Here is a 21,841-nt window from a genome sequence, read left to right as displayed (position 1 = left end):
GGCGTCACCCCACCGAGGGCAGCAGGCCGGTGAACCGGCCGGCGGCCTCGAGCCGCTCCTGCGGCACGACGCCGTACTCCGTCGTGCGCTGGCGGGCCGTGCGCCCGGGCAGAGCCTCGACGATGTGGTGCAGGTCGGCGACGGTCTTGGCCGAGCCGTGCTGGGAGCCGGCCATCCGGCTGATCGTCTCCTCCATGAGCGTCCCGCCGAGGTCGTCCACGCCACCGGTGAGGACCTCGCGGCAGCCCTCGACGCCGAGCTTGACCCACGAGCACTGGATGTGGTCGATCCGACCGTGCAGCAGCACCCGCGCCATGGCGTGCACGGCGCGGTTGTCGCGCGCGGTCGGGCCCGGGCGGGCGACACCGGCGAGGTAGATCGGGGCGTTGGTGTGGATGAAGGGCAGTCCGACGAACTCGGTGAACCCGCCGGTGCGGTCCTGGATCCGGGCCAGCGTGCGCAGGTGCCCCAGCCAGTGCGAGGGGTTGTCGACGTGCCCGTACATCATCGTGCTGCTCGAGCGCAGGCCCACCTCGTGCGCCGTCGTCACGACGTCGATCCACTCGGCGGCGGGCAGCTTGCCCTTGGTCAGCAGCCAGCGCACGTCGTCGTCGAGGATCTCGGCGGCGGTGCCGGGGATCGAGCCGAGCCCGGCCTCCTTGAGCTGGGTGAGCCACTCGCGCACCGACAGGCCGGTGCGGGCGGACGCGTTGACGACCTCCATCGGGCTGAAGGCGTGCACGTGCAGGTCGGGGCAGCGGGCCTTGATGGCCCGGACGATGTCGACGTAGATCGTCCCCGGCAGGTCGGGGTGGATCCCGCCCTGGAGGCAGACCTCGGTCGCGCCGAGCGCCCATGCCTCGGCCGCGCGGGTCGCGACCTCGTCGACGCTGAGGGTGTAGGCGTCCGCGTCGGTCTTGCGCTGGGCGAACGCGCAGAACCGGCAGCCGGTGTAGCAGACGTTGGTGAAGTTGATGTTCCGGTTGACGACGTAGGTGACGTCGCCACCGACCGCGTCGGCGCGCAGCCCGTCGGCGAGGGCGCAGAGGGCGTCGAGCGCCGGACCGTCGGCGTGCAGCAGGGCCAGGGCGTGCGCGTCGGACAGACCGGCCGGGTCGCGCTCGGCGGCGCGCAGCGCCGAGGCCACGTCGGCGTCGACCCGCACCGGCGCCCCGGTCCGGGTCGCTTCCCCGGCAACGGTGTCCCAGTCACCGTAGACGGCGTCGAAGTCTGAGCGACGGTCACCGGTGCGGCCCTCGCGGTCGATCGCCGTGTGCAGGTCGGTGCGCCCGGACGACGCGACGTCCTCCGGCTCCTGCCATGGGCGGCCGACGACGGGGGCGTCGGCGACGGCGAGGCCGTCCGGCCCGGCGAGCGCCTCGACGTGGGGGACGACGCGCGGGTCGAGCCACGGCTCGCGGGCGACGACGTACGGCGGGTAGACGGTGAGCCGCTCGCGCAGCTCGAAGCCGGCCGCCGCCGTCTCCTGCGCGAGGACGTCGAGGTGCGGCCACGGCCGCTCGGGGTTGACGTGGTCCGGGGTGAGCGGCGAGACCCCACCCCAGTCGTCGATGCCGGCGGCGAGCAGCCGGGCGAACTCGTCGCCGATGAGGTTCGGCGGGGCCTGCAGCCGCATCCGCGGGCCGAGGACGAGCCGGGCGACGGCGACCGTCGCGACGAGCTCGTCGAGCTCGGCGTCGGGGCGGCGCGCCATGGCCGTGTCCGGCTTGGCGCGGAAGTTCTGGACGATGACCTCCTGCACCGAGCCGTACGCGCGGGCGACCCGGCGGATCGCGAAGAGCGACTCGGCCCGGTCGGCGACGGACTCGCCGATGCCGATGAGGATCCCGGTGGTGAAGGGGATCGACGAGCGGCCGGCGTCCTCGAGGACCCGCAGCCGCACCGCCGGGTCCTTGTCGGGCGAGCCGCGGTGCGCGCCGGTCTCGTAGACCTCGCGCGACGTCGTCTCGAGCATCATGCCCATCGACGGGGCGACGGGCTTGAGCCGCTGCAGCTCCGACCAGCTCATGACGCCGGGGTTGAGGTGCGGCAGCTGGCCGGTCTCCTCGAGGACCCGGATGGCCATGGCCCGCACGTAGTCCAGCGTCGAGTCGTAGCCGGCCGCGTCGAGCCACTCGCGGGCCTGCGGCCAGCGGTCCTCGGGCCGGTCGCCGAGGGTGAAGAGCGCCTCCTTGCAGCCGAGCGCTGCGCCCTCGCGGGCGACGGCGAGGACCTCGTCGGGCGAGAGGTACGGCGCCGGCAGCCTGTGCGGCGCGGTGGCGAAGGTGCAGTAGTGGCAGCGGTCCCGGCACAGCCGGGTGAGCGGGACGAAGACCTTCTTGGAGTAGGTGACGACGCCGGGGCGGCCGGCGTCGGCCAGCCCCTGGTCGCGGACCCGGGCCGCGGAGGCGGTGAGGTCGACGAGGTCGTCGCCGCGGGCGCCGAGCAGCTGCTCGGCCTCGGCGACGTCGAGGGCGACACCGTCGCGGGCGCGGCGCAGGACGCGCCGGAGGGCAGAGGAGGTCACGGACTTCTCCAACGGGAGCGTGCCGGCGACTTCCGCCTGCGGGGTGGGGCGTGGACTCGGCCGCCCGGACTCCCCGGGCGGCGACCTCGTCACCCTAACCGAGGCCGCGCAGCAGCGGGAGGACCTCCCGGCCGTAGCGCTCGAGGAAGCCGGCCTGGTCCGGGTCGGGCGAGTGGACGACGAGGTGGGTGAACCCGAGGTCGACGTACGTGCGCAGCCGCTCGACGTGCTCGTCGGGGTCGCTGGAGACGACGACCCGGCGGGCGGTGCGGTCCGTCCCGAGGTCCGCCGCGAGCCGCTCGAGCTCGACGGGGTCGAGCGTGCCGGCGCGCTGGTCGGGGCTGAGGGCCAGCGGCGCCCAGGCCCGGGTCGCCTCGAGCGCCCGCTGCGGGTCGGGGTCGAAGGAGACCTTGACCTCGACCATGAGGTCGAGGTCGCCGAGGGTGCGACCGGCGTCGGCGGCGCCCGCGGCGAGCGCGGGGACGAGGGTGTCGCGGTAGAGCGAGGGGTCCTTCCCCGAGGTCGTCACCCAGCCGTCCGCGTGGGCCCCGGCGAACCGGGTCGCCCCCGGACCGGACGAGGCCAGCCAGATCGGCACGGGCGTCTCGGGGCGGTCGTAGACCGTGGCCCGCTCGAGCCGGTAGTACTCGCCGCGGTAGTCCACCCGGTCCTGCGTCCACAGCGCGCGGATGACCGCGACGGCCTCGCGCAGCCGGGCGAAGCGCTCGCGCCCGTCGGGCCAGCGACCGCCGAGCGGTGCCTCGTTGAGCGCCTCCCCGCTGCCGAGACCCAGGACGACGCGTCCCGGGAAGAGGTGTCCCAGGGTAGCGAACGCCTGAGCCACCACCGCCGGGTGGTAGCGGAAGGTCGGGGTGAGCACGGACGTGCCGATCGTCACCCGCTGCGTGCTGGCGCCGAGCGCGCCGAGCCAGCCGGGGGCGAAGGGGGCGTGGCCGCCGTCGTGCCGCGCCGGCTGCAGGTGGTCGGAGACGAAGACCGAGTCGAAGCCGAGCCGCTCGGCGAGGACGCCGTGCGCGAGCAGGGAGCGGGGGTCGGCCTGGTCGGACGGCGCCTTGTAGCCCACCTTCAGCCCTGGCACGTGGCCGACCCTAGCCCGACCGGTCGCGCCGGCCCGGCCCGGCTGCATAACCGGCGGTTATGGCGGCGATAATGGAGCCATGAGCACTGCTGCGAGCGACCCGAAGATCGACGAGTACGCGCACCCGGACCGGCTGGTGACCACGGCGTGGCTGGCGGAGCGGATCGAGGCCGGCGAGGTCGGCACGCCGGGCGGGATCGTCCTGCTCGAGTCCGACGAGGACGTCCTGCTCTACGACACCGGCCACATCCCCGGCGCCCAGAAGATCGACTGGCACACGGACCTCAACGACCCCGTGACCCGCGACTACGTCGACGGCGAGGCCTTCGCCCGCGTCCTCGGCTCCCGCGGGATCCGCCGCGACACCACCGTCGTGATCTACGGCGACAAGAGCAACTGGTGGGCCGCCTACGCCCTGTGGGTGTTCAGCCTCTTCGGCCACGAGGACGTCCGTCTGCTCGACGGCGGCCGCGCCACGTGGGTCGCCGAGGACCGCGAGCTGACCCGCGACGTGCCGACCCCGGACGCCGTCGACTACCCGGTCGTCGAGCGCGACGACGCCCCGATCCGGGCGTACCAGGACGACGTCCTCGCCCACCTCGGGAAGCCGCTGGTCGACGTCCGCTCCCCCGGCGAGTACTCCGGCGAGCTGCTGCACATGCCCGACTACCCGCAGGAGGGCGCGATGCGCGGCGGGCACATCCCCGGCGCCAAGAGCGTCCCGTGGGCCAAGGCGGCCAACGAGGACGGCACCTTCAGGTCGCGCGCCGAGCTCGAGGCGCTCTACCAGGGCGAGCAGGGCCTGACGCCGTCGGACGAGGTGGTCGCCTACTGCCGGATCGGGGAGCGCTCGTCGCACACGTGGTTCGTCCTCACCCACCTGCTCGGCTTCGAGCACGTGCGCAACTACGACGGCTCGTGGACCGAGTGGGGCAACAGCGTCCGGGTCCCGATCGAGAAGTGAGGGGTCCCGACGCCGTGAGCCAGACTGGTCCGGTGACCGACGAGCGCGCCCCGCTGCCCCCCGCCCTGGCCGAGATCGCCGAGGACTTCTCCTCGGTGAGCCAGTCCGACCGGCTGCAGCTGCTGCTCGAGTTCAGCGACGGCCTGCCGCCGCTGCCCGAGCGGCTGGCCGGTGAGCCGGACAAGCTCGAGCGGGTCGACGAGTGCCAGTCCCCCGTCTACCTCGTCGTCGAGCTCGACGACGAGGTGGACGGGGCGGCGGGCGACCGCACGGTCCACCTGCACGTCCAGGCGCCGGCCGAGGCGCCGACGACCCGCGGCTTCGCGGGCATCCTCCACGAGGGCCTCGACGGGCTGAGCGCCGCCGAGGTGCTCGCGGTGCCGGACGACGCGCCGTACCGCTTCGGGCTGGCCGAGGCCGTCTCGCCGCTGCGGCTGCGCGGGATGGTCGGCATGCTCGGCCGGATCAAGCGGCAGGTACGGCTCAAGGCCGGCCTGCTCTGATCACCGGACACAGGGAACCCCACGTCCGGGCGGCGCCGCCGCCCCGCTGACGTGGGGTTCCCTGTGTCCGGTCAGCCGCCGACGCGCGAGCGGACGGCGTACAGCTCGGGGAAGAACGTCTGGTCCAGCGCCCGGCGCAGGAAGGCCACCCCGGTGCTGCCGCCCGTCCCCGGCCGGGTGCCGATGGTGCGCTGGACGACCTGCAGGTGCCGGAAGCGCCACTGCTGGACGAGGTCCTCGACGTCGACGAGCTCCTCGCAGGTCTCGTAGACGCCCCAGTGCGCGGGCGGGTCGGCGTAGACCGCGGCGACGACGTCGACCAGGCCCTCGTCGGGGGCGTGAGGGCGGGTCACGTCGCGCGCCAGCAGCCCCGCCGGGACGGCGTACCCGCGCCGCGCCAGGTGGGCGAGGAAGGCGTCGTACAGGCTCGGCTCGTGCAGCAGCGTCGTCAGCAGCGCGTGCGCGTCCTCGTCGTGGTCGAAGACCACGACCATGTCGGGGTTCTTGTTGCCGAGCAGGAACTCGACGGCGCGGTACTGCCAGGACTGGAAGCCGCTGCTCGTCGCGAGGAACGGGCGGATCTGCGCGTACTCGCTCGGGGTGAGCGTCGCGAGGACCGACCACTGCTCGACGAGGACCTCGAGGATCCGCTTGACCCGGGCGAGCCGCTTGAGCGCGGGCGCGAGGTCGTCGGTGTCGAGCAGCGCGCGGGCCGAGCGCAGCTCGTGCAGCAGCAGCTTGAGCCACAGCTCGGACGTCTGGTGCTGGACGATGAAGAGCAGCTCGTCGTGCTGCGGCGGGTCGCTGCGCGGGTGCTGCGCCGACAGCAGCGTGGGCAGGGCGAGGTAGTCGCCGTACGACATCGACGCCGAGAAGTCGCGCTGGACGCCCGGCTCGATCTCCCGCACGTACGACGCCCCGCCGGGGGTCGGCGGGGCGTCGGGCGTCTCGTGCGGGGTGGCCATGCGGCCGAGCCTAGGCCCGGCCGGGCCGGGTGCTCAGGCGCCGAGGTTGAACTCGTCCGGGTCGGGGCCGGTGCGGTGGTGCTTGTCGAGCGCGGTGATCGTGGCGACCTCGTCGTCGGTCAGCTCGAAGCCGAACACGTCGAAGTTCTCCTCGATCCGGCTCGGCGTCACCGACTTGGGGATGACGACGCTGCCCAGCTGCAGGTGCCAGCGCAGGATGGCCTGGGCCGGGGTGACGTCGTGGGCCTTCGCGATGCCGGCGATGGTGTCGTCGGTGAGGACGTCGCCGCCGGAGGCCAGCGGGCTCCAGTCCTCGGTGACGATGCCGTGCTCGACGTGGAAATCGCGCAGCTCCTGCTGGACCAGGTGCGGGTGCAGCTCGATCTGGTTGATCGCGGGCAGCTCACCGGTCTCGTCGAGCAGGCGCTGCAGGTGCGGGACCTGGAAGTTGCACACGCCGATGGCGCGCACGCGGCCCTCGTCACGCAGCTTCTGGAACGCCTTCCAGGTGTCGACGAAGGCGTCCTTCTTCGGCACGGGCCAGTGGATGAGGTAGAGGTCCAGCGTCTCGAGGCCGAGCTTGCCCATCGACTCGTCGAACGCGGCGAGGGTGGAGTCGAAGCCCTGGCGGTCGTTCCACAGCTTCGTCGTGACGAACACGTCGGCGGCGTCGACGTCGCTCTGCGCGAGCGCCCGGCCGACCTGCTCCTCGTTGCCGTAGGCGGCGGCGGTGTCGACGTGGCGGTAGCCGACCTCGAGGGCCTTGGTCACGGCCGGGACGGCGTCACCGGTCTCGACCTGCCACACCCCGAAGCCGAGCTGCGGGATGTCGACGGAACCGGTGGGGGTCTTCAGCGGGATGGTGGGGACAGCAGTCATCCCTCCACCGTAGGAGGCCGGCTCGCGCCTGTCCCGTGCGGTCAGGAGCCGAGACGGGTCGGAATACCGTTGAGGGCCAGCGTGTTCAGCGGCCGGCGAGCGAGCGGAGCCGGTCGAGCGAGTCGGCGAGGACGTCGCCGAGGTCGGCCTCCTCGGTCTGGGTCAGCCAGCGCTGGAAGCCGACCCGGAACACCGCGACCCCGGTCTCGGCGGCGACGGCGACGGTGTCGTCGTCGAGACCCCGCTCGCGCAGCGCGTCCGCGAGCGCGGCCCCGACGCCGGCCATCTTGTGCAGCTCGCGCTCCTGCAGCTCGGCCTGGCCGGCGATGATCCGGCTGCGCTCGCGCGACCAGGCCCGCGAGCCACCGATCTGGGCGGCCGCGCCCCGCAGGCCGGCGGCGACGAGGTCCAGCGGCGCGAGCCCGGCCGGCGCCGCGCGGACGGCGTCGGCCATGCGGCCGGGGAGCTCCTCGGCGCCCGCGAAGAGGACCTCCCGCTTGTCGGCGAAGTGCCGGAAGAAGGTCCGCGACGTCACGCCGGCCCGCTCGGCGATCTCGGCGACCGTCGTGGCGTCGTACCCCTGCTCGGCGAACAGCTCGAGGGCGGCCCGGCGCAGCCGGCCCGCGGCGTCCGGCTCCCAGCGACCCACGGGGTGAGCCTACGCGACCGCCGTACGGCGTGATGTCACATCCTGACATCAGCGTGCTATCGTCATGTCACACGATGACATCGAGTCGTCGTCCCCTCTCCTGGAAGGTCGTCCCGTGCGCGTTCTCCTCACCGGTGCCTCCGGCTGGATCGGCTCCGCCGTCGTCCCCCTCCTGCTCGCCGACGGTCACGACGTCGTCGGTCTCGCCCGCTCCGACGCGTCCGCCGACCGGGTCGCCGCCCTCGGCGCCACCCCGCTGCGGGGCTCGCTGGACGACCTCGAGGTCCTCGCGTCGGCCGCCGCCGACAGCGACGCCGTCGTCCACCTCGGCTACGTCCACGACTTCTCCGCGATGGCGCAGGCGGCCGCCACCGACCGCGCCGTCATCGACACGGTCGGCGAGGCCCTGGCCGGGACCGGCCGCCCGCTCGTCATCGCCTCCGGCGCGCTCGGCCTGCCCGCCGGGGCCACCGAGGACGACCGACCCGACGCGGGCGCGCACCCGCGGATCGCCAACGCGGCCGCGCTGCTCGCGCTGGCCGACCGCGGGGTGCGCCCGGTCGTGGTGCGGTTCGCGCCGACGGTGCACGGCGAGGGCGACCTCGGCTTCACCGCCACCCTCGCGCGGGTCGCCCGCGAGCGCGGCGTGTCGGCGTACGTCGGCGACGGGGCCAACCGCTGGCCCGCCGTGCACGTGCGCGACGCGGCCGACCTCGTGCGCCGCGTCGTCGAGCACGACGAGGGCGGGCCGGTCGTGCACGCCGTCGCCGAGGAGGGGGTCGCCGCCCGCGACATCGCCGCCGCCCTGGGGGACGCGATCGGGGTGCCGACGACGTCGGTCGCGCCGGACGCGGCCGCCGAGCACTTCGGCTGGATCGGCGCCTTCTTCGCGATGGACGCGGCCGTCTCGAACGCCCTGACCCGCGAGCGCACCGGCTGGGTCCCGACCGGTCCGACGCTCCTCGAGGACATCGCGGCCGGTCACTACCCCGGGACGGCGTCGCACTCCTGAGCACCGTGGTGCCGCCGGCGGCTGTGACGAGGCTCGCCCGCCGGCGGCCGCCTCCACCGCCGGAAGCCTCGTTCCTCGCCGCTAGAGTCCGGTCCATGCCGCAGATCTCGAAGGTGCTCATCGCCAACCGCGGGGAGATCGCCGTCCGGGTCGCCCGGGCGTGCAAGGACGCCGGGTACACCTCCGTCGCCGTCTACGCCGACCCCGACCGTGACGCGCTGCACGTGCGCGAGGCCGACGAGGCCTACGCGCTCGGCGGTGCCACCCCCGGCGACAGCTACCTCGTCCAGGAGAAGATCCTCGACGTCGCGAAGCGCTCCGGCGCCGACGCCGTCCACCCCGGCTACGGGTTCCTCTCCGAGAACGGCGAGTTCGCCGCCAAGGTCATCGAGGCGGGCCTGATCTGGATCGGGCCCGGCCCCGAGGCCATCGACGCGCTCGGCGACAAGGTCAAGGCGCGACACATCGCCACGAAGACCGGCGCGCCGCTCGTCCCCGGCACGACGGACCCGGTCGGCGGCCCCGACGAGGTCGTCGCCTTCGCGCAGGAGCACGGGCTGCCGGTCGCCATCAAGGCGGCGTACGGCGGCGGTGGCCGCGGCCTCAAGGTCGCGCGCACCCTGGAGGAGATCCCCGACCTCTACGAGTCCGCGGTGCGCGAGGCGGTCGCCGCCTTCGGCCGCGGCGAGTGCTTCGTCGAGCGCTTCCTCGACCACCCGCGGCACGTCGAGACCCAGTGCCTGGCCGACACCCACGGCCACGTCGTCGTCGTCTCGACCCGGGACTGCTCGCTGCAGCGCCGCAACCAGAAGCTCGTCGAGGAGGCGCCCGCGCCGTTCCTGTCCGACGAGCAGCACGCCGAACTGCTGCGCGCCTCGAAGGCCATCCTCAAGGAGGCGGGCTACGTCGGCGCCGGCACCTGCGAGTTCCTCGTGGGCGTCGACGGCACGATCTCCTTCCTCGAGGTCAACACCCGCCTCCAGGTGGAGCACTGCGTGTCCGAGGAGGTCACCGGTCTCGACCTCGTGCGCGAGCAGTTCCGCATCGCCAACGGGGAGGAGCTGGGGTACGACGACCCGGCCCCCCACGCCCACTCGATCGAGTTCCGGATCAACGGCGAGGACGCCGGACGGAACTTCCTGCCCGCGCCCGGCACGGTGACCCGCTACGTCCAGCCGTCGGGGCCGGGCGTGCGCGTGGACTCCGGCGTCGTCGCCGGCGACGTCATCGGCGGCGCCTTCGACTCGATGCTGGCCAAGCTCGTCGTCACCGGCCGCGACCGCACGCAGGCGCTCGAGCGGGCCCGCCGCGCGCTCGACGAGTACGTCGTCGAGGGCATGCCGACCGTGCTGCCCTTCCACCGCGCCGTCGTCCGCGACCCCGCCTTCGCCCCGGCCGACCCGGCGCAGCCGTTCGCGGTGCACACCCGGTGGATCGAGACCGAGTTCGACAACACCATCGAGGCGTACGCCGCCCCGGCGGCCGACGGGGCGGAGCCGCAGGAGCGGCAGACCGTCGTCGTCGAGGTCGGCGGCAAGCGCGTCGAGGTGTCGCTGCCCGGCGGGCTGTCCATCGGCGGTGGCGCCGCCGGCGGTGGGACCGCGAAGAAGAAGGCGCCGCGGCGCGCCTCGGGCGGCGGGGGCGGCGCGGCCGTCTCCGGCGACGCGCTCACCGCGCCGATGCAGGGCACCGTCGTCAAGCTCGCCGTCGCCGAGGGCGACACCGTCGAGGCCGGTCAGACCGTCGTCGTCATCGAGGCGATGAAGATGGAGCAGCCGATCAACGCGCACAAGGCCGGCACCGTCACCGGTCTCGCGGTCGAGGTCGGCGCCACCGTCACGAGCGGCGCCGTCATCGCCGAGATCACGGACGCCCCCGCGGAGGGCTGAGCCCCGGGGAGCCCGCTCAGGCCGGGGCCGGCACCGGCGGGTCGGTGGGGTCGGGCGGCCCGGGCGGGGTGGTCGGCTCGAGCGGGCCGGGCGGGCTCGTCGGCTCCTGCGGACCCGGCGGCTGCGGCGTGGGCGCCGGCACGGGGTCGCCCGGCGACGGCTCGACCGGGGTGGGCGGTTCCACGGGGACCGGGGGGATCGTGCCGACCGCCGGCTCGGGGTGGCCGAGCAGGAAGTCCTTCACCGTCGCCCACACCGAGGTGGGCCGCGTCGCCGTCTCCATCGCGACACCGTACCCGCGGGTGCGCGGGCCCTCCCCGCCTAGACTGGGCCCGATGCTCCCTCTGCTGCCGTCCGCTGCCTCGTCGACGTCGTCTGGGTTCAACTGGCTCGGCCTCGTCGTCCTCGCCGCGATCGTCGCCGTCGTCTGGCCCTTCTACAAGCGGCTGCGCGCCCACCTGTCCCAGGAGCGCCGCGAGCGCTGGGCCCGCGAGGAGGGGTGGGACGACACGACGACGTACACCCCCGAGAACGACCCGGACCTGCGCCGGGACTGACGCGCCCCGGGGACCGGCTCAGTGCAGCCGGCGCGCGGCCTCGGCGATCGAGCCGGTCATCGAGGGGTAGACGGTGAAGGTCGAGGCGACCTGGTCGACGTTGAGGCCGTTCTGCACGGCGAGGGCGATCGGGTAGATCAGCTCGGACGCGCGCGGGGCGACGACGACGCCGCCGACGACGGTGCCGGATCCCTTGCGCGAGAACACCTTGACGAAGCCGTGCTCGAAGGAGTCCATCTTGGCGCGGGGGTTCGTCGCGAGCGGGAGCAGGTTGACGTCGGCCTCGCTCTCGCCGTCGTCGATCTGCCGCTGGCTGACCCCGACGGTCGCGATCTCGGGGCTGGTGAAGACGTTGGCCGACACGCGCCCGAGCCGCAGCGGCGACACGGCGTCGCCGAGCGCGTGCCACATGGCGATCCGGCCCTGCATGGCGGCGACCGACGCGAGCGGCAGGACGCCGGTGCAGTCCCCGGCGGCGTAGACCCCGCGCACCGACGTCCGCGAGACGCCGTCGACGACGACGTGACCGGACTCGCTCAGCTCGACGCCCGCCTCGGCGAGGCCGAGGCCGGCGGTCTGCGGCACGGAGCCGACGGCGAGCAGGGCGTGCGAGCCGTCGACGGTGCGGCCGTCGACGAGGGTGACGCGCACCCCGGTGGCGGTGCGCTCGACCGACGCCATCCGCGAGCGGCCTAGGACCTCCATGCCGTCGTCGCGGAAGACCTGCTCGATGACCTCGGCGGCGTCGGCGTCCTCGCCGGGCAGCACCCGCTCGCGGGAGGAGACGAGGGTGACCGGCACCCCGAGGCCCGTGTAGGCGTGGGCGAGCTCGGCGCCGGTGACCCCCGAGCCGACGACGACGAGCTTCTCGGGCAGCTCGGTGAGCGTGTAGATCTGCTGCCAGGTGAGGATCCGCTCGCCGTCCGGCTGCGCGGTCGGCATGACGCGCGGCGTCGCGCCGGTGGCGACGAGGACGACGTCGGCGGCGAGCTCCTCGTCGTCGCCCGCGTCGGTCTCGACCCGGACCCGGTCCGGACCGGCGAGCGCGCCGCGGCCCCGGACGATCCGGACGCCGTCGCCGGTGAGGCGGCGGCCGATGTCGGCGCTCTGGCTGGCCGCGAGGGCGAGGATGCGGCGGTTGACGGCGGCCAGGTCGACGGTCGCGTCGTCGGCCTCGCGCACCCCGAGCGTCTCGCCGGTGCGCAGCCCGCCCATGAACGCGGCCGTCGAGACCAGGGCCTTGCTCGGGACGCAGTCGGTGAGGACGCAGGCGCCGCCGAGCCCGTCGCGGTCGACGACGGTGACCTGCGCGCCGGCGCGGGCGGCCACCAGCGCGGCCTCGTACCCACCCGGGCCTCCCCCGAGGACGACGACGGACGGCTGCTGGCGGCTCACCCCTCCATCCAACCACCGCCGCACGACGCCGCCCGGACCCACCCGAATCGGATTCGGCCCGCTCGGCTCGGGTCACGACCGGAGCCGAGCGTGCCGAATCCGATTCGTGTCGTCACCGGGCACTAGAGTCGCGGGCCGTGAGCACCACCGCGGATCCCGCCATCGACCTCGCCGACCCCGCCACCGACCCGTTCGCGGTCGCCGAGCGGGCGGCCGCCGTCATCGCCGAGCGCACGGGCGCCGAGCGCCACGACGTCGCGCTGGTCCTCGGGTCCGGGTGGGGCCGGACCGCGGACCGGGTGGGCGAGACCCTGGCGAGCGTCCCGCAGGAGGAGCTGCCCGGCTTCTCCCGCGCCGCCGTCGCCGGCCACTCCGGGGTGCTGCGCTCGGTCGCCATCGGCGACACCGGGAAGCGCGCGCTCGTCTTCGGCACCCGCACCCACTACTACGAGGGCCGCGGCGTGCGCGCCGTCGTGCACGGGGTGCGCACCGCGCGCGCCGCCGGCTGCTCCACCGTCGTGCTGACCAACGGCTGCGGCGGGCTGAACCCCGCGTGGGGTCCCGGCACCCCGGTCCTCGTCCGCGACCACCTCAACCTCACGGCGGCCTCGCCGCTCGAGGGCGCGACCTTCGTCGACCTCACCGACCTCTACTCCGCCCGGCTGCGGGCCGTCGCCCACGACGTCGACGCCGGGCTCGACGAGGGTGTCTACGCGCAGTTCCGCGGCCCGCACTACGAGACCCCGGCCGAGGTGCGGATGGCCGGGATCCTCGGCGCCGACCTCGTCGGGATGTCGACGACGCTCGAGGCGATCGCCGCGCGCCACGTCGGGCTCGAGGTGCTCGGCATCTCGCTCGTCACCAACCTCGCCGCGGGCATCTCCGACGCGCCGCTGTCGCACGAGGAGGTGCTCGAGGCCGGCCGCGCCGCCGCCGACCGCTGCGGCACCCTGCTCGCCGAGGTCGTGCGCCGGATCGCCGCGGGCGGTGACGCCGCATGACGCCGTACGGCGACCTGGTCGCGGCGGCCCGCGCGTGGCGCGACGACGACCCCGACCCCGTCACGCGGGCCGAGCTGGACGCCGTCGTCGACGCCGCCGAGGCGGGGGACGAGGCGGCCCGGGCCGACCTGCAGGACCGTTTCTCGGGAATGCTCCAGTTCGGGACGGCCGGGCTGCGCGGCGCGCTCGGCGCCGGGCCGAACCGGATGAACCGCGCCGTCGTCCTGCGCGCCGCCGCCGGCCTGACCGCCTACCTGCGGACCGAGGGCGGGGTCGCCGAGCCCGCCGTCGTCATCGGCTACGACGCCCGGCACATGTCCGACGTGTTCGCCCGCGACACCGCGGCGGTGGTCACCGCCGCGGGCGGTCGGGCCATGGTCCTGCCGCACCCGCTGCCGACCCCGGTCCTCGCCTACGCGGTGCGCCACCTCGGTGCGGACGCCGGCGTCATGGTCACCGCCAGCCACAACCCGCCCCAGGACAACGGCTACAAGGTCTACCTCGGGGACGGCAGCCAGATCGTGCCGCCGGCCGACGCGCAGATCGCGGCGCACATCGCCGCCGTCACCGCGGTGGCGCAGGTCGCCCGCGACGACGATGGGTGGGAGACGCTCGGGGACGACCTCGTGGAGGACTACCTCGACGCCGTCGCCGCCGTCGTCGACCCGCAGGCGCCGCGCGACCTGGCCGTCGTGCACACCTCGCTGCACGGCGTCGGGGACGACGTCGTCCGGCGCGCCTTCGCCCGTGCGGGTTTCCCTGCGCCCGTCGCCGTCGCCGAGCAGGCGCAGCCCGACCCGGACTTCCCGACGGTCGCGTTCCCCAACCCCGAGGAGCCCGGCGCCATCGACGCCGCCCTCGCCCTCGCCACGCGGGTCGGGCCGGACCTCGTCGTCGCGAACGACCCCGACGCCGACCGCTGCGCCGCGGCCGTGCTCGACCCGGTGGCCGGCGACGGCGGCGCCTGGCGGATGCTGCGCGGCGACGAGGTCGGCGCGCTGCTCGGCTCGCACGTGCTCGAGCGTGGCGTGCCCGAGGGCGGTGTCCTCGCCTGCTCGATCGTCTCCTCGCGGCTGCTCGCGGCCATGGCCCGCGCGGCCGGGGTGCGGCACGAGGAGACCCTCACCGGCTTCAAGTGGATCGGCCGGGTGCCGCACCTGGCCTTCGGCTACGAGGAGGCGCTCGGGTACTGCGTCGCGCCGGGCACGGTCCGCGACAAGGACGGGGTCAGCGCGGCGCTGCTGCTCGCCGAGCTGGCCGCGTCGCTGAAGGCCTCCGGCCGCACGCTGCTCGACCGCCTCGACGAGCTGGCCGTCGCCCACGGGGTGCACGCGACCGACTCGTTCTCGGTGCGGGTCGAGGACCTCTCGCTCATCGACGCGCTCATGGCCCGGCTGCGCGAGGCCCCGCCGTCGCAGGTGGCGGGGGTGCAGGTCGAGCGACGCGACGACCTCGCCCGCGGCGACGGCGGGCTGCCGCCGACCGAGGGGGTGCGCTGGTTCCTCGCGGACGGCTCGCGCGTCATCGCGCGCCCCTCCGGCACCGAGCCGAAGCTCAAGGTCTACCTCGAGGTCGTCGAACCGGTGGCGACCGGCTCCTCGCTGGTCGATGCCCGGGAGGCCGCGGGACGGAAGCTGGCGGCCTTGCGGACGGACCTCTCGGCCCTCACCACGGTGTGATTCGCCCGGAACGTCCATATTCCGTGTTGCAAGCACCATGTCGTCGCGCGACGGATGCGACGTTCGGACGGTTCGACCGGCGAGTCACTTGTAGGTCGTCGCCATATCGGGCATAGTAGACAACGCCGACGAACTCCGAAGGGCCCGTGGGGGGCCTGAGCAGCCGTGGGGGCTGCGTACGGTACGCGCGTCGGTACGAGAGATCGAGGGCCGGCCACCGGTGTGCACGGTGGCCGGCCCACTCTCCTGCTCGGGCTCCGCCCGCCCCTCTAGAGGACGACGGCGACGGCGATGAGCAGCAGCGGCAGCAGGACGGCGAGCAGGTCCACGCCCTCCCAGGTCCGCTCGACCTCGCCCTCGGTGCTCACCTCGGCACGCCGGTCGGCGACCATCTCGCGCCACTCCTGCAGCGCGACCTCCACCGACTGCGCGGCCGACCCGACGGTCGTGCCCCGGGAGGCGGCGGGCTCGGCCTCGCGCTGGGTCACCTGCTCGAGCCGGCGAGGGGAGAGCGCCCCGAGCAGCCCGCCGCCGCGCTGGCGCTGGACGTGCGTGGCGATCGCCCACGAGGTGACGTGCCGGTCCGGCCGCTCGCCGTCGGCGCCGGTCGCGCCCTGGAAGTACAGCTCGAGGTTCCACCGGGTGCCGACGTCCTGCAGGCGCACCCACGGGATCACGGTGCGGCGCAACGGGTTCCGCACGTGCACGCCGTGCAGGCTGATGGTCAGGGACGGCTTGACGAAGAGCACCACCCCGAGGCTGCCGACGAGCGCGGCCCCGCCGATGAAGCCCAGCGACGGCTCGCCCGACACCAGCGACCACAGGGCCATCCCGTAGCCGCCGACGACGGCGAGCCAGCCGAGCACGAGCGACCCGCGCTGGCGCAGCGTCCGCAGGGCCTCGCGGGAGGGGGCGGCGGCAGGCATGAGGACCATCCTCGCACGCGCACTAGACTCCTCCGGTGACCACCAGCGCCGCCGTCGCCGACCCCCGGGACGCCGCCCGCGACCTGCTCGGGGTCTCCCGCCTCACCGACGCCGCCCTCACGACGTGGCTGCACGGCCTGCCCGGCGTGGACCAGGTCGGCTGCGAGCAGCGGGCCGCCGGGCTCGCGACGAGGTCGGTGAAGACCACCGCGAAGGTATGGGCGATCGACACCGCCATCTCGATGATCGACCTGACCACCCTCGAGGGCGCCGACACCCCCGGCAAGGTGCGCTCGCTGTGCGCCAAGGCGCTCGTGCCCGACCCCGACGACCGGGCCACCCCGCGACCCGCCGCCGTGTGCGTGTACGGAGACCTCGTCGGCGTCGCCCGGGAGGCCCTGGGGGACAGCGGGATCCACGTGGCCGCCGTCGCGACCGCGTTCCCCTCGGGCCGGGCGAGCCTGCCCGTCAAGCTCGCCGACACCCGCGACGCGGTGCGCGCCGGCGCCGACGAGATCGACATGGTTATCGACCGCGGCGCCTTCCTCTCGGGGCAGTACCGTCGCGTCTTCGACGAGATCGTGGCCGTGCGCGAGGCGTGCCGGCGCGAGGACGGTACCGGCGCGCACCTCAAGGTCATCCTCGAGACCGGTGAGCTCGTCACCTACGACAACGTCCGCCGCGCGTCGTGGCTCGCGATGCTCGCCGGCGGCGACTTCATCAAGACCTCGACCGGCAAGGTCTCCCCCGCGGCGACGCTGCCGGTGACCATGCTCATGCTCGAGGCCGTGCGCGACTGGCGCGAGCTGACGGGGACGCAGGTCGGGGTCAAGCCCGCCGGCGGCATCCGGACGACGAAGGACGCCATCAAGCACCTCGTCGTCGTCAGCGAGGTGGCCGGCGACGACTGGCTCGACCCGGACCGGTTCCGCTTCGGCGCCTCCAGCCTGCTCGGCGACCTGCTGCTGCAGCGCCAGAAGCTCGCGACCGGGGCCTACTCCGGCGCCGACTACGTGACGACCGACTGACCGGCCCGAGCCGACAACCGAGCCGAACAACGAGGGACGAGGACCGCACCAGCATGGGCAAGCTCGAGTACGCACCGGCGCCGGAGTCGCGGGCGGTGGTGCACCTCAAGCCGTCGTACGACCTGTTCGTCGGCGGCGACTGGGTCGCCTCCCAGGGCGGCACCCGCTTCACGACCATCTCGCCGGCCACCGAGGAGGTGCTCGCCGAGGTCGCCGAGGCCAGCGCCGCCGACGTCGACCGAGCCGTGCGCGCCGCGCGCACCGCGCTGCGCGGGCCGTGGGGGCGGATGTCCGGCGCCGACCGCGGCAAGTACCTGTTCCGGATCGCGCGGATCATCCAGGAGCGGGCCCGCGAGCTCGCCGTGCTCGAGACCCTCGACAACGGCAAGCCGATCAAGGAGTCGCGCGACGTCGACGTGCCGCTCGCCGCGGCGCACTTCTTCTACCACGCGGGCTGGGCCGACAAGCTGTCGTACGCCGGCCTCGGGCCCGACCCGCGCCCGGTGGGCGTCGTCGGGCAGGTCATCCCGTGGAACTTCCCGCTGCTCATGCTGGCCTGGAAGGTCGCGCCGGCCCTGGCGTGCGGGAACACCGTCGTCCTCAAGCCGGCCGAGACGACGCCGCTGACGGCGCTGCTGTTCGCCGAGATCTGCCAGCAGGCCGAGCTGCCGCCCGGCGTGGTCAACATCGTCACCGGCGCGGGCGGGACCGGGCAGGCGCTCGTCGAGCACCCGGGCGTGGACAAGGTCGCCTTCACCGGCTCGACCGAGGTCGGCAAGCAGATCGCCCGGAGCCTGGCGGGCACCCGCAAGCGGGCCACCCTCGAGCTGGGCGGGAAGGCGGCCAACATCGTCTTCGACGACGCGCCGGTCGACCAGGCCGTCGAGGGCATCGTCAACGGGATCTTCTTCAACCAGGGCCACGTCTGCTGCGCCGGGTCGCGGCTGCTGGTGCAGGAGAACGTCGCCGACGAGGTCGTGCGCCGACTCAAGCGGCGCCTGACGACCCTGCGCGTCGGTGATCCCCTGGACAAGAACACCGACGTGGGCGCGATCAACTCTGCCGCCCAGCTGGAGCGGATCCGCGAGCTGTCCGACCTCGGCGAGGCCGAGGGCGCGACCCGCTGGTCGCCCGAGTGCGAGCTGCCGACGCGGGGCTTCTGGTTCCCGCCGACGGTCTTCACCGGGGTGGCGCAGGCGCACACGATCGCGCAGCAGGAGGTCTTCGGGCCGGTGCTGTCCGTGCTGACCTTCCGCACCCCGCAGGAGGCGGTGGCCAAGGCCAACAACACGCCGTACGGGCTGTCGGCCGGGGTGTGGAGCGAGAAGGGGTCGCGGATCCTCTGGGTCGCCGACCAGCTGCGCGCGGGCGTGGTGTGGGCCAACACGTTCAACAAGTTCGACCCGACGTCGCCGTTCGGCGGCTACAAGGAGTCCGGATGGGGCCGCGAGGGCGGCCGGCACGGGCTCGAGGCGTACGTCGCCCTCGCGGGCGGCCAGGAGGAGCAGCTGTGAGCTCGACGGCGACCCGCCGCGGCGGGGTCGAGGGCGGCGGTCCGGCGAGCGCCGGGACGCGCCTCGACGTGCGCAAGACCTACAAGCTCTACATCGGCGGCGCCTTCCCGCGCAGCGAGTCCGGGCGCTCGTACGAGGTCGTGTCGGCGCCGGCCGGACGCCGCGGCCCGCGCTTCCTCGCCAACGCGGCGATGGGCTCGCGCAAGGACGTGCGCGACGCGGTCGTCGCCGCCCGGGCCGCCCAGCCCGGGTGGGCCGCGGCGACGGCGTACAACCGCGGGCAGGTGCTGTACCGGGTCGCCGAGGTGATGGAGGGGCGCACCGAGCAACTGGCGGCCGAGGTCGCCGCGGCCGAGGGGCTGACCCCCGCGCGGGCCCGGGCCGTCGTCGGCGCGGCCGTGGACCGCTGGGTCTGGTGGGCGGGCTGGACCGACAAGCTCGCCCAGGTGCTCGGCGGGCTCAACCCGGTCGCCGGGCCGTACTTCGACATCAGCGCCCCCGAGCCGACCGGTGTCGTCGGCGTGCTCGCGCCGCAGGCGTCGTCGCTGCTCGGGCTCGTCTCGGTCGTGGCGCCGGCGGTCTGCGCGGGCAACGCCGTCGTCGTCGCGGCCAGCGAGGAGCGGCCGCTGCCGGCGGTGACGCTGGCCGAGTGCCTCGCCACGAGCGACGTGCCCGGCGGGGTCGTCAACCTCGTCACCGGCCGCACCGCCGAGCTCGCCCCGACCCTGGCGTCGCACCGCGACGTCAACGCGCTCGACCTGGCCGGCGCCGCCGGCGCGGCCGGCGTCGACTGGGCCGACCTCGAGCGCGCGGCCGCCGAGAACCTCAAGCGGGTCATCCGGCCCGCCGGCACCGGCGCCGACGCCGTCGAGCCCGACTGGAGCGCCGAGCCCGGCCTCGCCCGGGTCCGCGCCGTCCTCGAGACCAAGACGGTCTGGCACCCCAAGGGGCGCTGACCGTGCCGGCGCCGGCCGGTCGCGGCACCGTCCTCCGCGCGCGCTATGCCGTGCCCCACCCCCTGGGGCACGGCGTCGTTCCCGCAGGTCAGGGGCCCGGCGCTATGCCGTGCCCCACCCTCCGGGGCACGGCATAGCGTGGCCCGGACCCCGGGCCCCGACCCGCGCTCCCCCCGCGACGACCGCCCCGACCCGACCGGACCGGCCGGCGCGCCGCCGCGGCCCCGCGCCCGCGTCGTCGTCCTCGCCGGCCCCTCGGGGGCCGGCAAGTCGCGGCTCGCCGGGCGGCTGGCCGCCGCCCACGGCTGGCCCGTCGTGCGGCTGGACGACTTCTACCGCGACGGCGACGACCCCTCGCTGCCCGTCGTCGACCTCGGCGGCGGGACCCGCCTCGTCGACTGGGACGACCCCGCCTCGTGGGACGGCGACGCCGCCGTCGCCGCCCTCGCCGAGCTCGTCGACCGGGGCCGCGCGCAGGTGCCGGCCTATGACATCGCGACCTCCCGGCGGGTCGGCGGCGGCACCGTCGACCTCGCGCCCGGGGCGCTCGTCCTCGCCGAGGGGATCTTCGCCGCCGAGGCCATCGCCCCGCTGCGCGCCCACGGCCTGCTGCACTCCGCCTGGTGCGTCCGGCGCCACCCGAGCGTCACCTTCCTGCTGCGGCTGGCCCGCGACCTGCGCGAGCGCCGCAAGCCGCCGCTCGTGCTGCTCAAACGCGGCTGGGCGCTGCGCCGCGCCGAGCCCGGCGTCGTCGCCCGCATGGAGGCGCTCGGCGCCACCTGCGCCACCCCGTCCGAGACCGCCCGGCACCTGTCCGCGTCGCACGGCGCCGACCGCCGCTGACCCGCCGGCTCAGGCCGGCGGCGCCGCCTGGTCCGCGGCCGCACCCGCCATGACGGCCGCGGGCGCCCGGTGCATCCGCGGGCGCGCGACGACGCCGTACACGAGCACCGCGGCGAGGCTGCACGACGCGGCGACCACCCCGAGCGGCACGGCCGTGCCCTCCCCCGCGAGCCCGACGAGCGGCGCGACGAGCCCGCCGAGGACGAACTGCCCGAGCCCGAGCAGCGACGACGCGGCGCCCGCGCGCTCCGGGTGCTCGGCGAGCGCCAGCGTCGTCGCCGTCGGGAAGACCAGCCCCAGCGACGCGACCATGACGAAGAGCGCCACGAGCAGCACCGCCACCGGCAGGTCGAGGACCACGGCGACGAGCAGCAGCAGTGCCCCGGACACGTTGAGCCCCAGCCCCGTCGCGAGCAGCCGCTGCGCCGGCCACCCGGCGCGGCCGAGCGCCCCACCGACCTGGGTGAGCACGACGATGCCCACCGCGTTCGCGCCGAAGACCAGCGAGAACTGCGCGGGGCTCAGCCCGTGCAGCTCCTGCAGCACGAACGTCGCCCCCGCGATGTAGGCGAACATCGACGCCGACGCCAGCCCCGACGTCAGGACCACCCCCGTGAACCCGGCGTCGCGCAGCAGCGCGCCGAGACCGCGCAGGGCCGCGCCCACACCCCCGGCCGTACGACGCCCCGCAGGCAGCGTCTCGCGCAGCCCCAGGCCGCCCGCGAGCAGCAGGACGACACCGAGCCCGGTGAGCACGACGAACGTCCCCCGCCACGACGTCACCCGCGCCAGCTGCCCGCCGACCACCGGCGCGAGGATCGGCGCTAGCCCGTTGACGAGGGTCAGCCGCGAGAACAGCACGAGCAGGGCCCGGCCGGACGCGAGGTCGCGCGCGACCGCGCGGGCGATGACGATCCCCGCCGCCCCGGCCAGCCCCTGCACGAGCCGGACCGCGACGAGGGTGACGATGCCCGGCGCGAGCGCGCAGGCCAGGGACGCGACGACGTACGCCACCAACCCCACGAGCAGCGGCCGGCGCCGGCCGAACCGGTCCGACAGCGGCCCCGCGACGACCTGGCCGACCGCGAGCCCGACCAGGCAGGCGGTGATCGTCAGCTGAGCCTGCGACGCCGACGCCGCGAGGTCTCCGGCGAGCTGCGGCAGCACCGGCAGGTAGAGGTCGAGCGACAGCGGGCCGAACATCGACAGCATCCCCAGGACGACGACCGTCCGGACGTCGACCCGGCCCTCCGGGGCCGTGGTCCGCCCCTCAGCTCCGCTCCGCCGTCGCCGCACCCCGTCATCGTGGCAGGACGCCCACCACCGGGCCCGGGCGTCCCACGCTTGGTACGTTGACCCGGACACGGGGGCAGGACGTCCCCCGGACGACGGCCCGCGAGGGCACGGAGCGGGGGGCGCGTGCAGGCAGGGGCACGACCGGTCGGCCGGGCAGGC

Annotated in this window: 20 protein-coding genes; 11 read left to right on the top strand and 9 right to left on the bottom strand. The window is 75.0% G+C overall.

Features of this window, described 5'->3' with window-relative positions; translation table 11 throughout:
• Positions 1-4 precede the first annotated feature (4 nt).
• Complete coding sequence (locus FB458_RS12775; RefSeq protein WP_246061198.1) at positions 5-2,527, bottom strand: bifunctional FO biosynthesis protein CofGH; 2,523 nt, start codon at positions 2,525-2,527, stop codon at positions 5-7.
• 94 nt (positions 2,528-2,621) lie between these two features.
• Positions 2,622-3,626, bottom strand: a complete 1,005-nt coding sequence (locus tag FB458_RS12770) for a TIGR03557 family F420-dependent LLM class oxidoreductase (protein ID WP_246061197.1) — start codon at positions 3,624-3,626, stop codon at positions 2,622-2,624.
• 79 nt (positions 3,627-3,705) lie between these two features.
• Here FB458_RS12770 and FB458_RS12765 point away from each other — a divergent pair, with 79 nt between their 5' ends.
• A complete protein-coding gene (locus FB458_RS12765) occupies positions 3,706-4,590 on the top strand; it encodes a sulfurtransferase (RefSeq protein ID WP_141848825.1) in 885 nt (294 codons plus the stop codon).
• A gap of 32 nt (positions 4,591-4,622) precedes the next feature.
• Complete coding sequence (locus FB458_RS12760; protein ID WP_141848824.1) at positions 4,623-5,093, top strand: SufE family protein; 471 nt, start codon at positions 4,623-4,625, stop codon at positions 5,091-5,093.
• A gap of 71 nt (positions 5,094-5,164) precedes the next feature.
• Here FB458_RS12760 and FB458_RS12755 read toward each other — a convergent pair whose 3' ends face one another.
• The 3 genes from FB458_RS12755 to FB458_RS12745 all read right to left on the bottom strand — a co-directional run bounded on the left by FB458_RS12755 (position 5,165) and on the right by FB458_RS12745 (position 7,586).
• Positions 5,165-6,058, bottom strand: a complete 894-nt coding sequence (locus tag FB458_RS12755; RefSeq protein ID WP_141848823.1) for a tryptophan 2,3-dioxygenase — start codon at positions 6,056-6,058, stop codon at positions 5,165-5,167.
• 33 nt (positions 6,059-6,091) lie between these two features.
• Positions 6,092-6,937 (bottom strand): aldo/keto reductase, encoded by an 846-nt coding sequence (locus FB458_RS12750; RefSeq protein WP_141848822.1) that lies wholly within the window; start codon positions 6,935-6,937, stop codon positions 6,092-6,094.
• A gap of 85 nt (positions 6,938-7,022) precedes the next feature.
• Positions 7,023-7,586 carry a TetR/AcrR family transcriptional regulator gene (locus FB458_RS12745; RefSeq protein WP_141848821.1) on the bottom strand — a complete coding sequence of 188 codons (564 nt, stop codon included), beginning with the start codon at positions 7,584-7,586 and terminating at the stop codon, positions 7,023-7,025.
• A 115-nt stretch (positions 7,587-7,701) separates the two neighbouring features.
• Between FB458_RS12745 and FB458_RS12740 the strand changes: the two genes are divergently transcribed.
• Positions 7,702-8,598 (top strand): SDR family oxidoreductase, encoded by an 897-nt coding sequence (locus FB458_RS12740; RefSeq protein ID WP_141848820.1) that lies wholly within the window; start codon positions 7,702-7,704, stop codon positions 8,596-8,598.
• A gap of 95 nt (positions 8,599-8,693) precedes the next feature.
• On the top strand, positions 8,694-10,487 hold the full coding sequence (locus FB458_RS12735) for an acetyl/propionyl/methylcrotonyl-CoA carboxylase subunit alpha (RefSeq protein WP_141848819.1): 1,794 nt from the start codon (positions 8,694-8,696) through the stop codon (positions 10,485-10,487).
• A 16-nt stretch (positions 10,488-10,503) separates the two neighbouring features.
• On the opposite strand, the gene FB458_RS22085 is transcribed toward FB458_RS12735, so the two are convergent.
• Positions 10,504-10,770 carry a hypothetical protein gene (locus FB458_RS22085; protein WP_141848818.1) on the bottom strand — a complete coding sequence of 89 codons (267 nt, stop codon included), beginning with the start codon at positions 10,768-10,770 and terminating at the stop codon, positions 10,504-10,506.
• Between the two features lie 52 nt (positions 10,771-10,822).
• On the opposite strand from FB458_RS22085, the gene FB458_RS12725 reads away from it, so the two are divergent.
• Positions 10,823-11,044 carry a hypothetical protein gene (locus FB458_RS12725; protein WP_141848817.1) on the top strand — a complete coding sequence of 74 codons (222 nt, stop codon included), beginning with the start codon at positions 10,823-10,825 and terminating at the stop codon, positions 11,042-11,044.
• Between the two features lie 18 nt (positions 11,045-11,062).
• Here FB458_RS12725 and FB458_RS12720 read toward each other — a convergent pair whose 3' ends face one another.
• Positions 11,063-12,439, bottom strand: a complete 1,377-nt coding sequence (locus FB458_RS12720) for an NAD(P)H-quinone dehydrogenase (protein WP_141848816.1) — start codon at positions 12,437-12,439, stop codon at positions 11,063-11,065.
• 137 nt (positions 12,440-12,576) lie between these two features.
• Here FB458_RS12720 and FB458_RS12715 point away from each other — a divergent pair, with 137 nt between their 5' ends.
• Positions 12,577-13,440 (top strand): purine-nucleoside phosphorylase, encoded by an 864-nt coding sequence (locus FB458_RS12715; RefSeq protein WP_141848815.1) that lies wholly within the window; start codon positions 12,577-12,579, stop codon positions 13,438-13,440.
• Positions 13,437-15,119: a phospho-sugar mutase gene (locus FB458_RS12710; protein WP_141848814.1), complete on the top strand. Its 1,683-nt coding sequence runs from the start codon at positions 13,437-13,439 to the stop codon at positions 15,117-15,119. Before FB458_RS12715 ends, FB458_RS12710 begins: the two co-directional genes overlap by 4 nt.
• A 269-nt stretch (positions 15,120-15,388) precedes the next feature.
• Here the strand turns inward: FB458_RS12710 and FB458_RS12705 are convergent, their stop codons facing one another.
• Positions 15,389-16,045: a PH domain-containing protein gene (locus FB458_RS12705; RefSeq protein WP_170185671.1), complete on the bottom strand. Its 657-nt coding sequence runs from the start codon at positions 16,043-16,045 to the stop codon at positions 15,389-15,391.
• A 35-nt stretch (positions 16,046-16,080) separates the two neighbouring features.
• On the opposite strand from FB458_RS12705, the gene deoC reads away from it, so the two are divergent.
• From deoC to FB458_RS12685, 4 genes are all read left to right on the top strand, one after another.
• Positions 16,081-17,073 carry a deoxyribose-phosphate aldolase gene (gene deoC / locus FB458_RS12700; protein WP_141848812.1) on the top strand — a complete coding sequence of 331 codons (993 nt, stop codon included), beginning with the start codon at positions 16,081-16,083 and terminating at the stop codon, positions 17,071-17,073.
• A 53-nt stretch (positions 17,074-17,126) separates the two neighbouring features.
• The gene (locus FB458_RS12695; protein ID WP_141848811.1) at positions 17,127-18,587 is read left to right on the top strand and encodes an aldehyde dehydrogenase family protein; all 1,461 of its coding nucleotides are present in this window, start codon (positions 17,127-17,129) and stop codon (positions 18,585-18,587) included.
• A complete protein-coding gene (locus tag FB458_RS12690) occupies positions 18,584-19,543 on the top strand; it encodes an aldehyde dehydrogenase family protein (RefSeq protein ID WP_425460845.1) in 960 nt (319 codons plus the stop codon). The genes FB458_RS12695 and FB458_RS12690 overlap by 4 nt, the downstream gene beginning before the upstream one ends.
• 138 nt (positions 19,544-19,681) lie before the next feature.
• Positions 19,682-20,386 carry a uridine kinase family protein gene (locus FB458_RS12685; protein ID WP_246061196.1) on the top strand — a complete coding sequence of 235 codons (705 nt, stop codon included), beginning with the start codon at positions 19,682-19,684 and terminating at the stop codon, positions 20,384-20,386.
• Positions 20,387-20,395: 9 nt separating this feature from the next.
• Here the strand turns inward: FB458_RS12685 and FB458_RS12680 are convergent, their stop codons facing one another.
• Positions 20,396-21,682, bottom strand: a complete 1,287-nt coding sequence (locus FB458_RS12680) for a multidrug effflux MFS transporter (RefSeq protein WP_281286098.1) — start codon at positions 21,680-21,682, stop codon at positions 20,396-20,398.
• Positions 21,683-21,841: the final 159 nt, after the last annotated feature.

It is taken from the genome of Lapillicoccus jejuensis (assembly GCF_006715055.1).
GTDB classification, from domain to species: Bacteria; Actinomycetota; Actinomycetes; order Actinomycetales; family Dermatophilaceae; genus Lapillicoccus; species Lapillicoccus jejuensis.
Note: the sequence above shows the minus strand (reverse complement) of the source record. Positions and strands in the feature narration are given on the sequence as shown.

Bases quoted from the DNA above. Each gene is read 5' to 3' on its own strand.
- FB458_RS12695 (WP_141848811.1), top strand. From the start codon at position 17,127: ATGGGCAAGCTCGAGTACGCACCGGCGCCGGAGTCGCGGGCGGTGGTG.
- FB458_RS12750 (WP_141848822.1), bottom strand. From the start codon at position 6,937: ATGACTGCTGTCCCCACCATCCCGCTGAAGACCCCCACCGGTTCCGTC.
- FB458_RS12735 (WP_141848819.1), top strand. From the start codon at position 8,694: ATGCCGCAGATCTCGAAGGTGCTCATCGCCAACCGCGGGGAGATCGCC.
- FB458_RS12765 (WP_141848825.1), top strand. From the start codon at position 3,706: ATGAGCACTGCTGCGAGCGACCCGAAGATCGACGAGTACGCGCACCCG.
- FB458_RS12705 (WP_170185671.1), bottom strand. From the start codon at position 16,045: ATGCCTGCCGCCGCCCCCTCCCGCGAGGCCCTGCGGACGCTGCGCCAG.
- FB458_RS12710 (WP_141848814.1), top strand. From the start codon at position 13,437: ATGACGCCGTACGGCGACCTGGTCGCGGCGGCCCGCGCGTGGCGCGAC.
- FB458_RS22085 (WP_141848818.1), bottom strand. From the start codon at position 10,770: ATGGAGACGGCGACGCGGCCCACCTCGGTGTGGGCGACGGTGAAGGAC.
- FB458_RS12725 (WP_141848817.1), top strand. From the start codon at position 10,823: ATGCTCCCTCTGCTGCCGTCCGCTGCCTCGTCGACGTCGTCTGGGTTC.
- FB458_RS12755 (WP_141848823.1), bottom strand. From the start codon at position 6,058: ATGGCCACCCCGCACGAGACGCCCGACGCCCCGCCGACCCCCGGCGGG.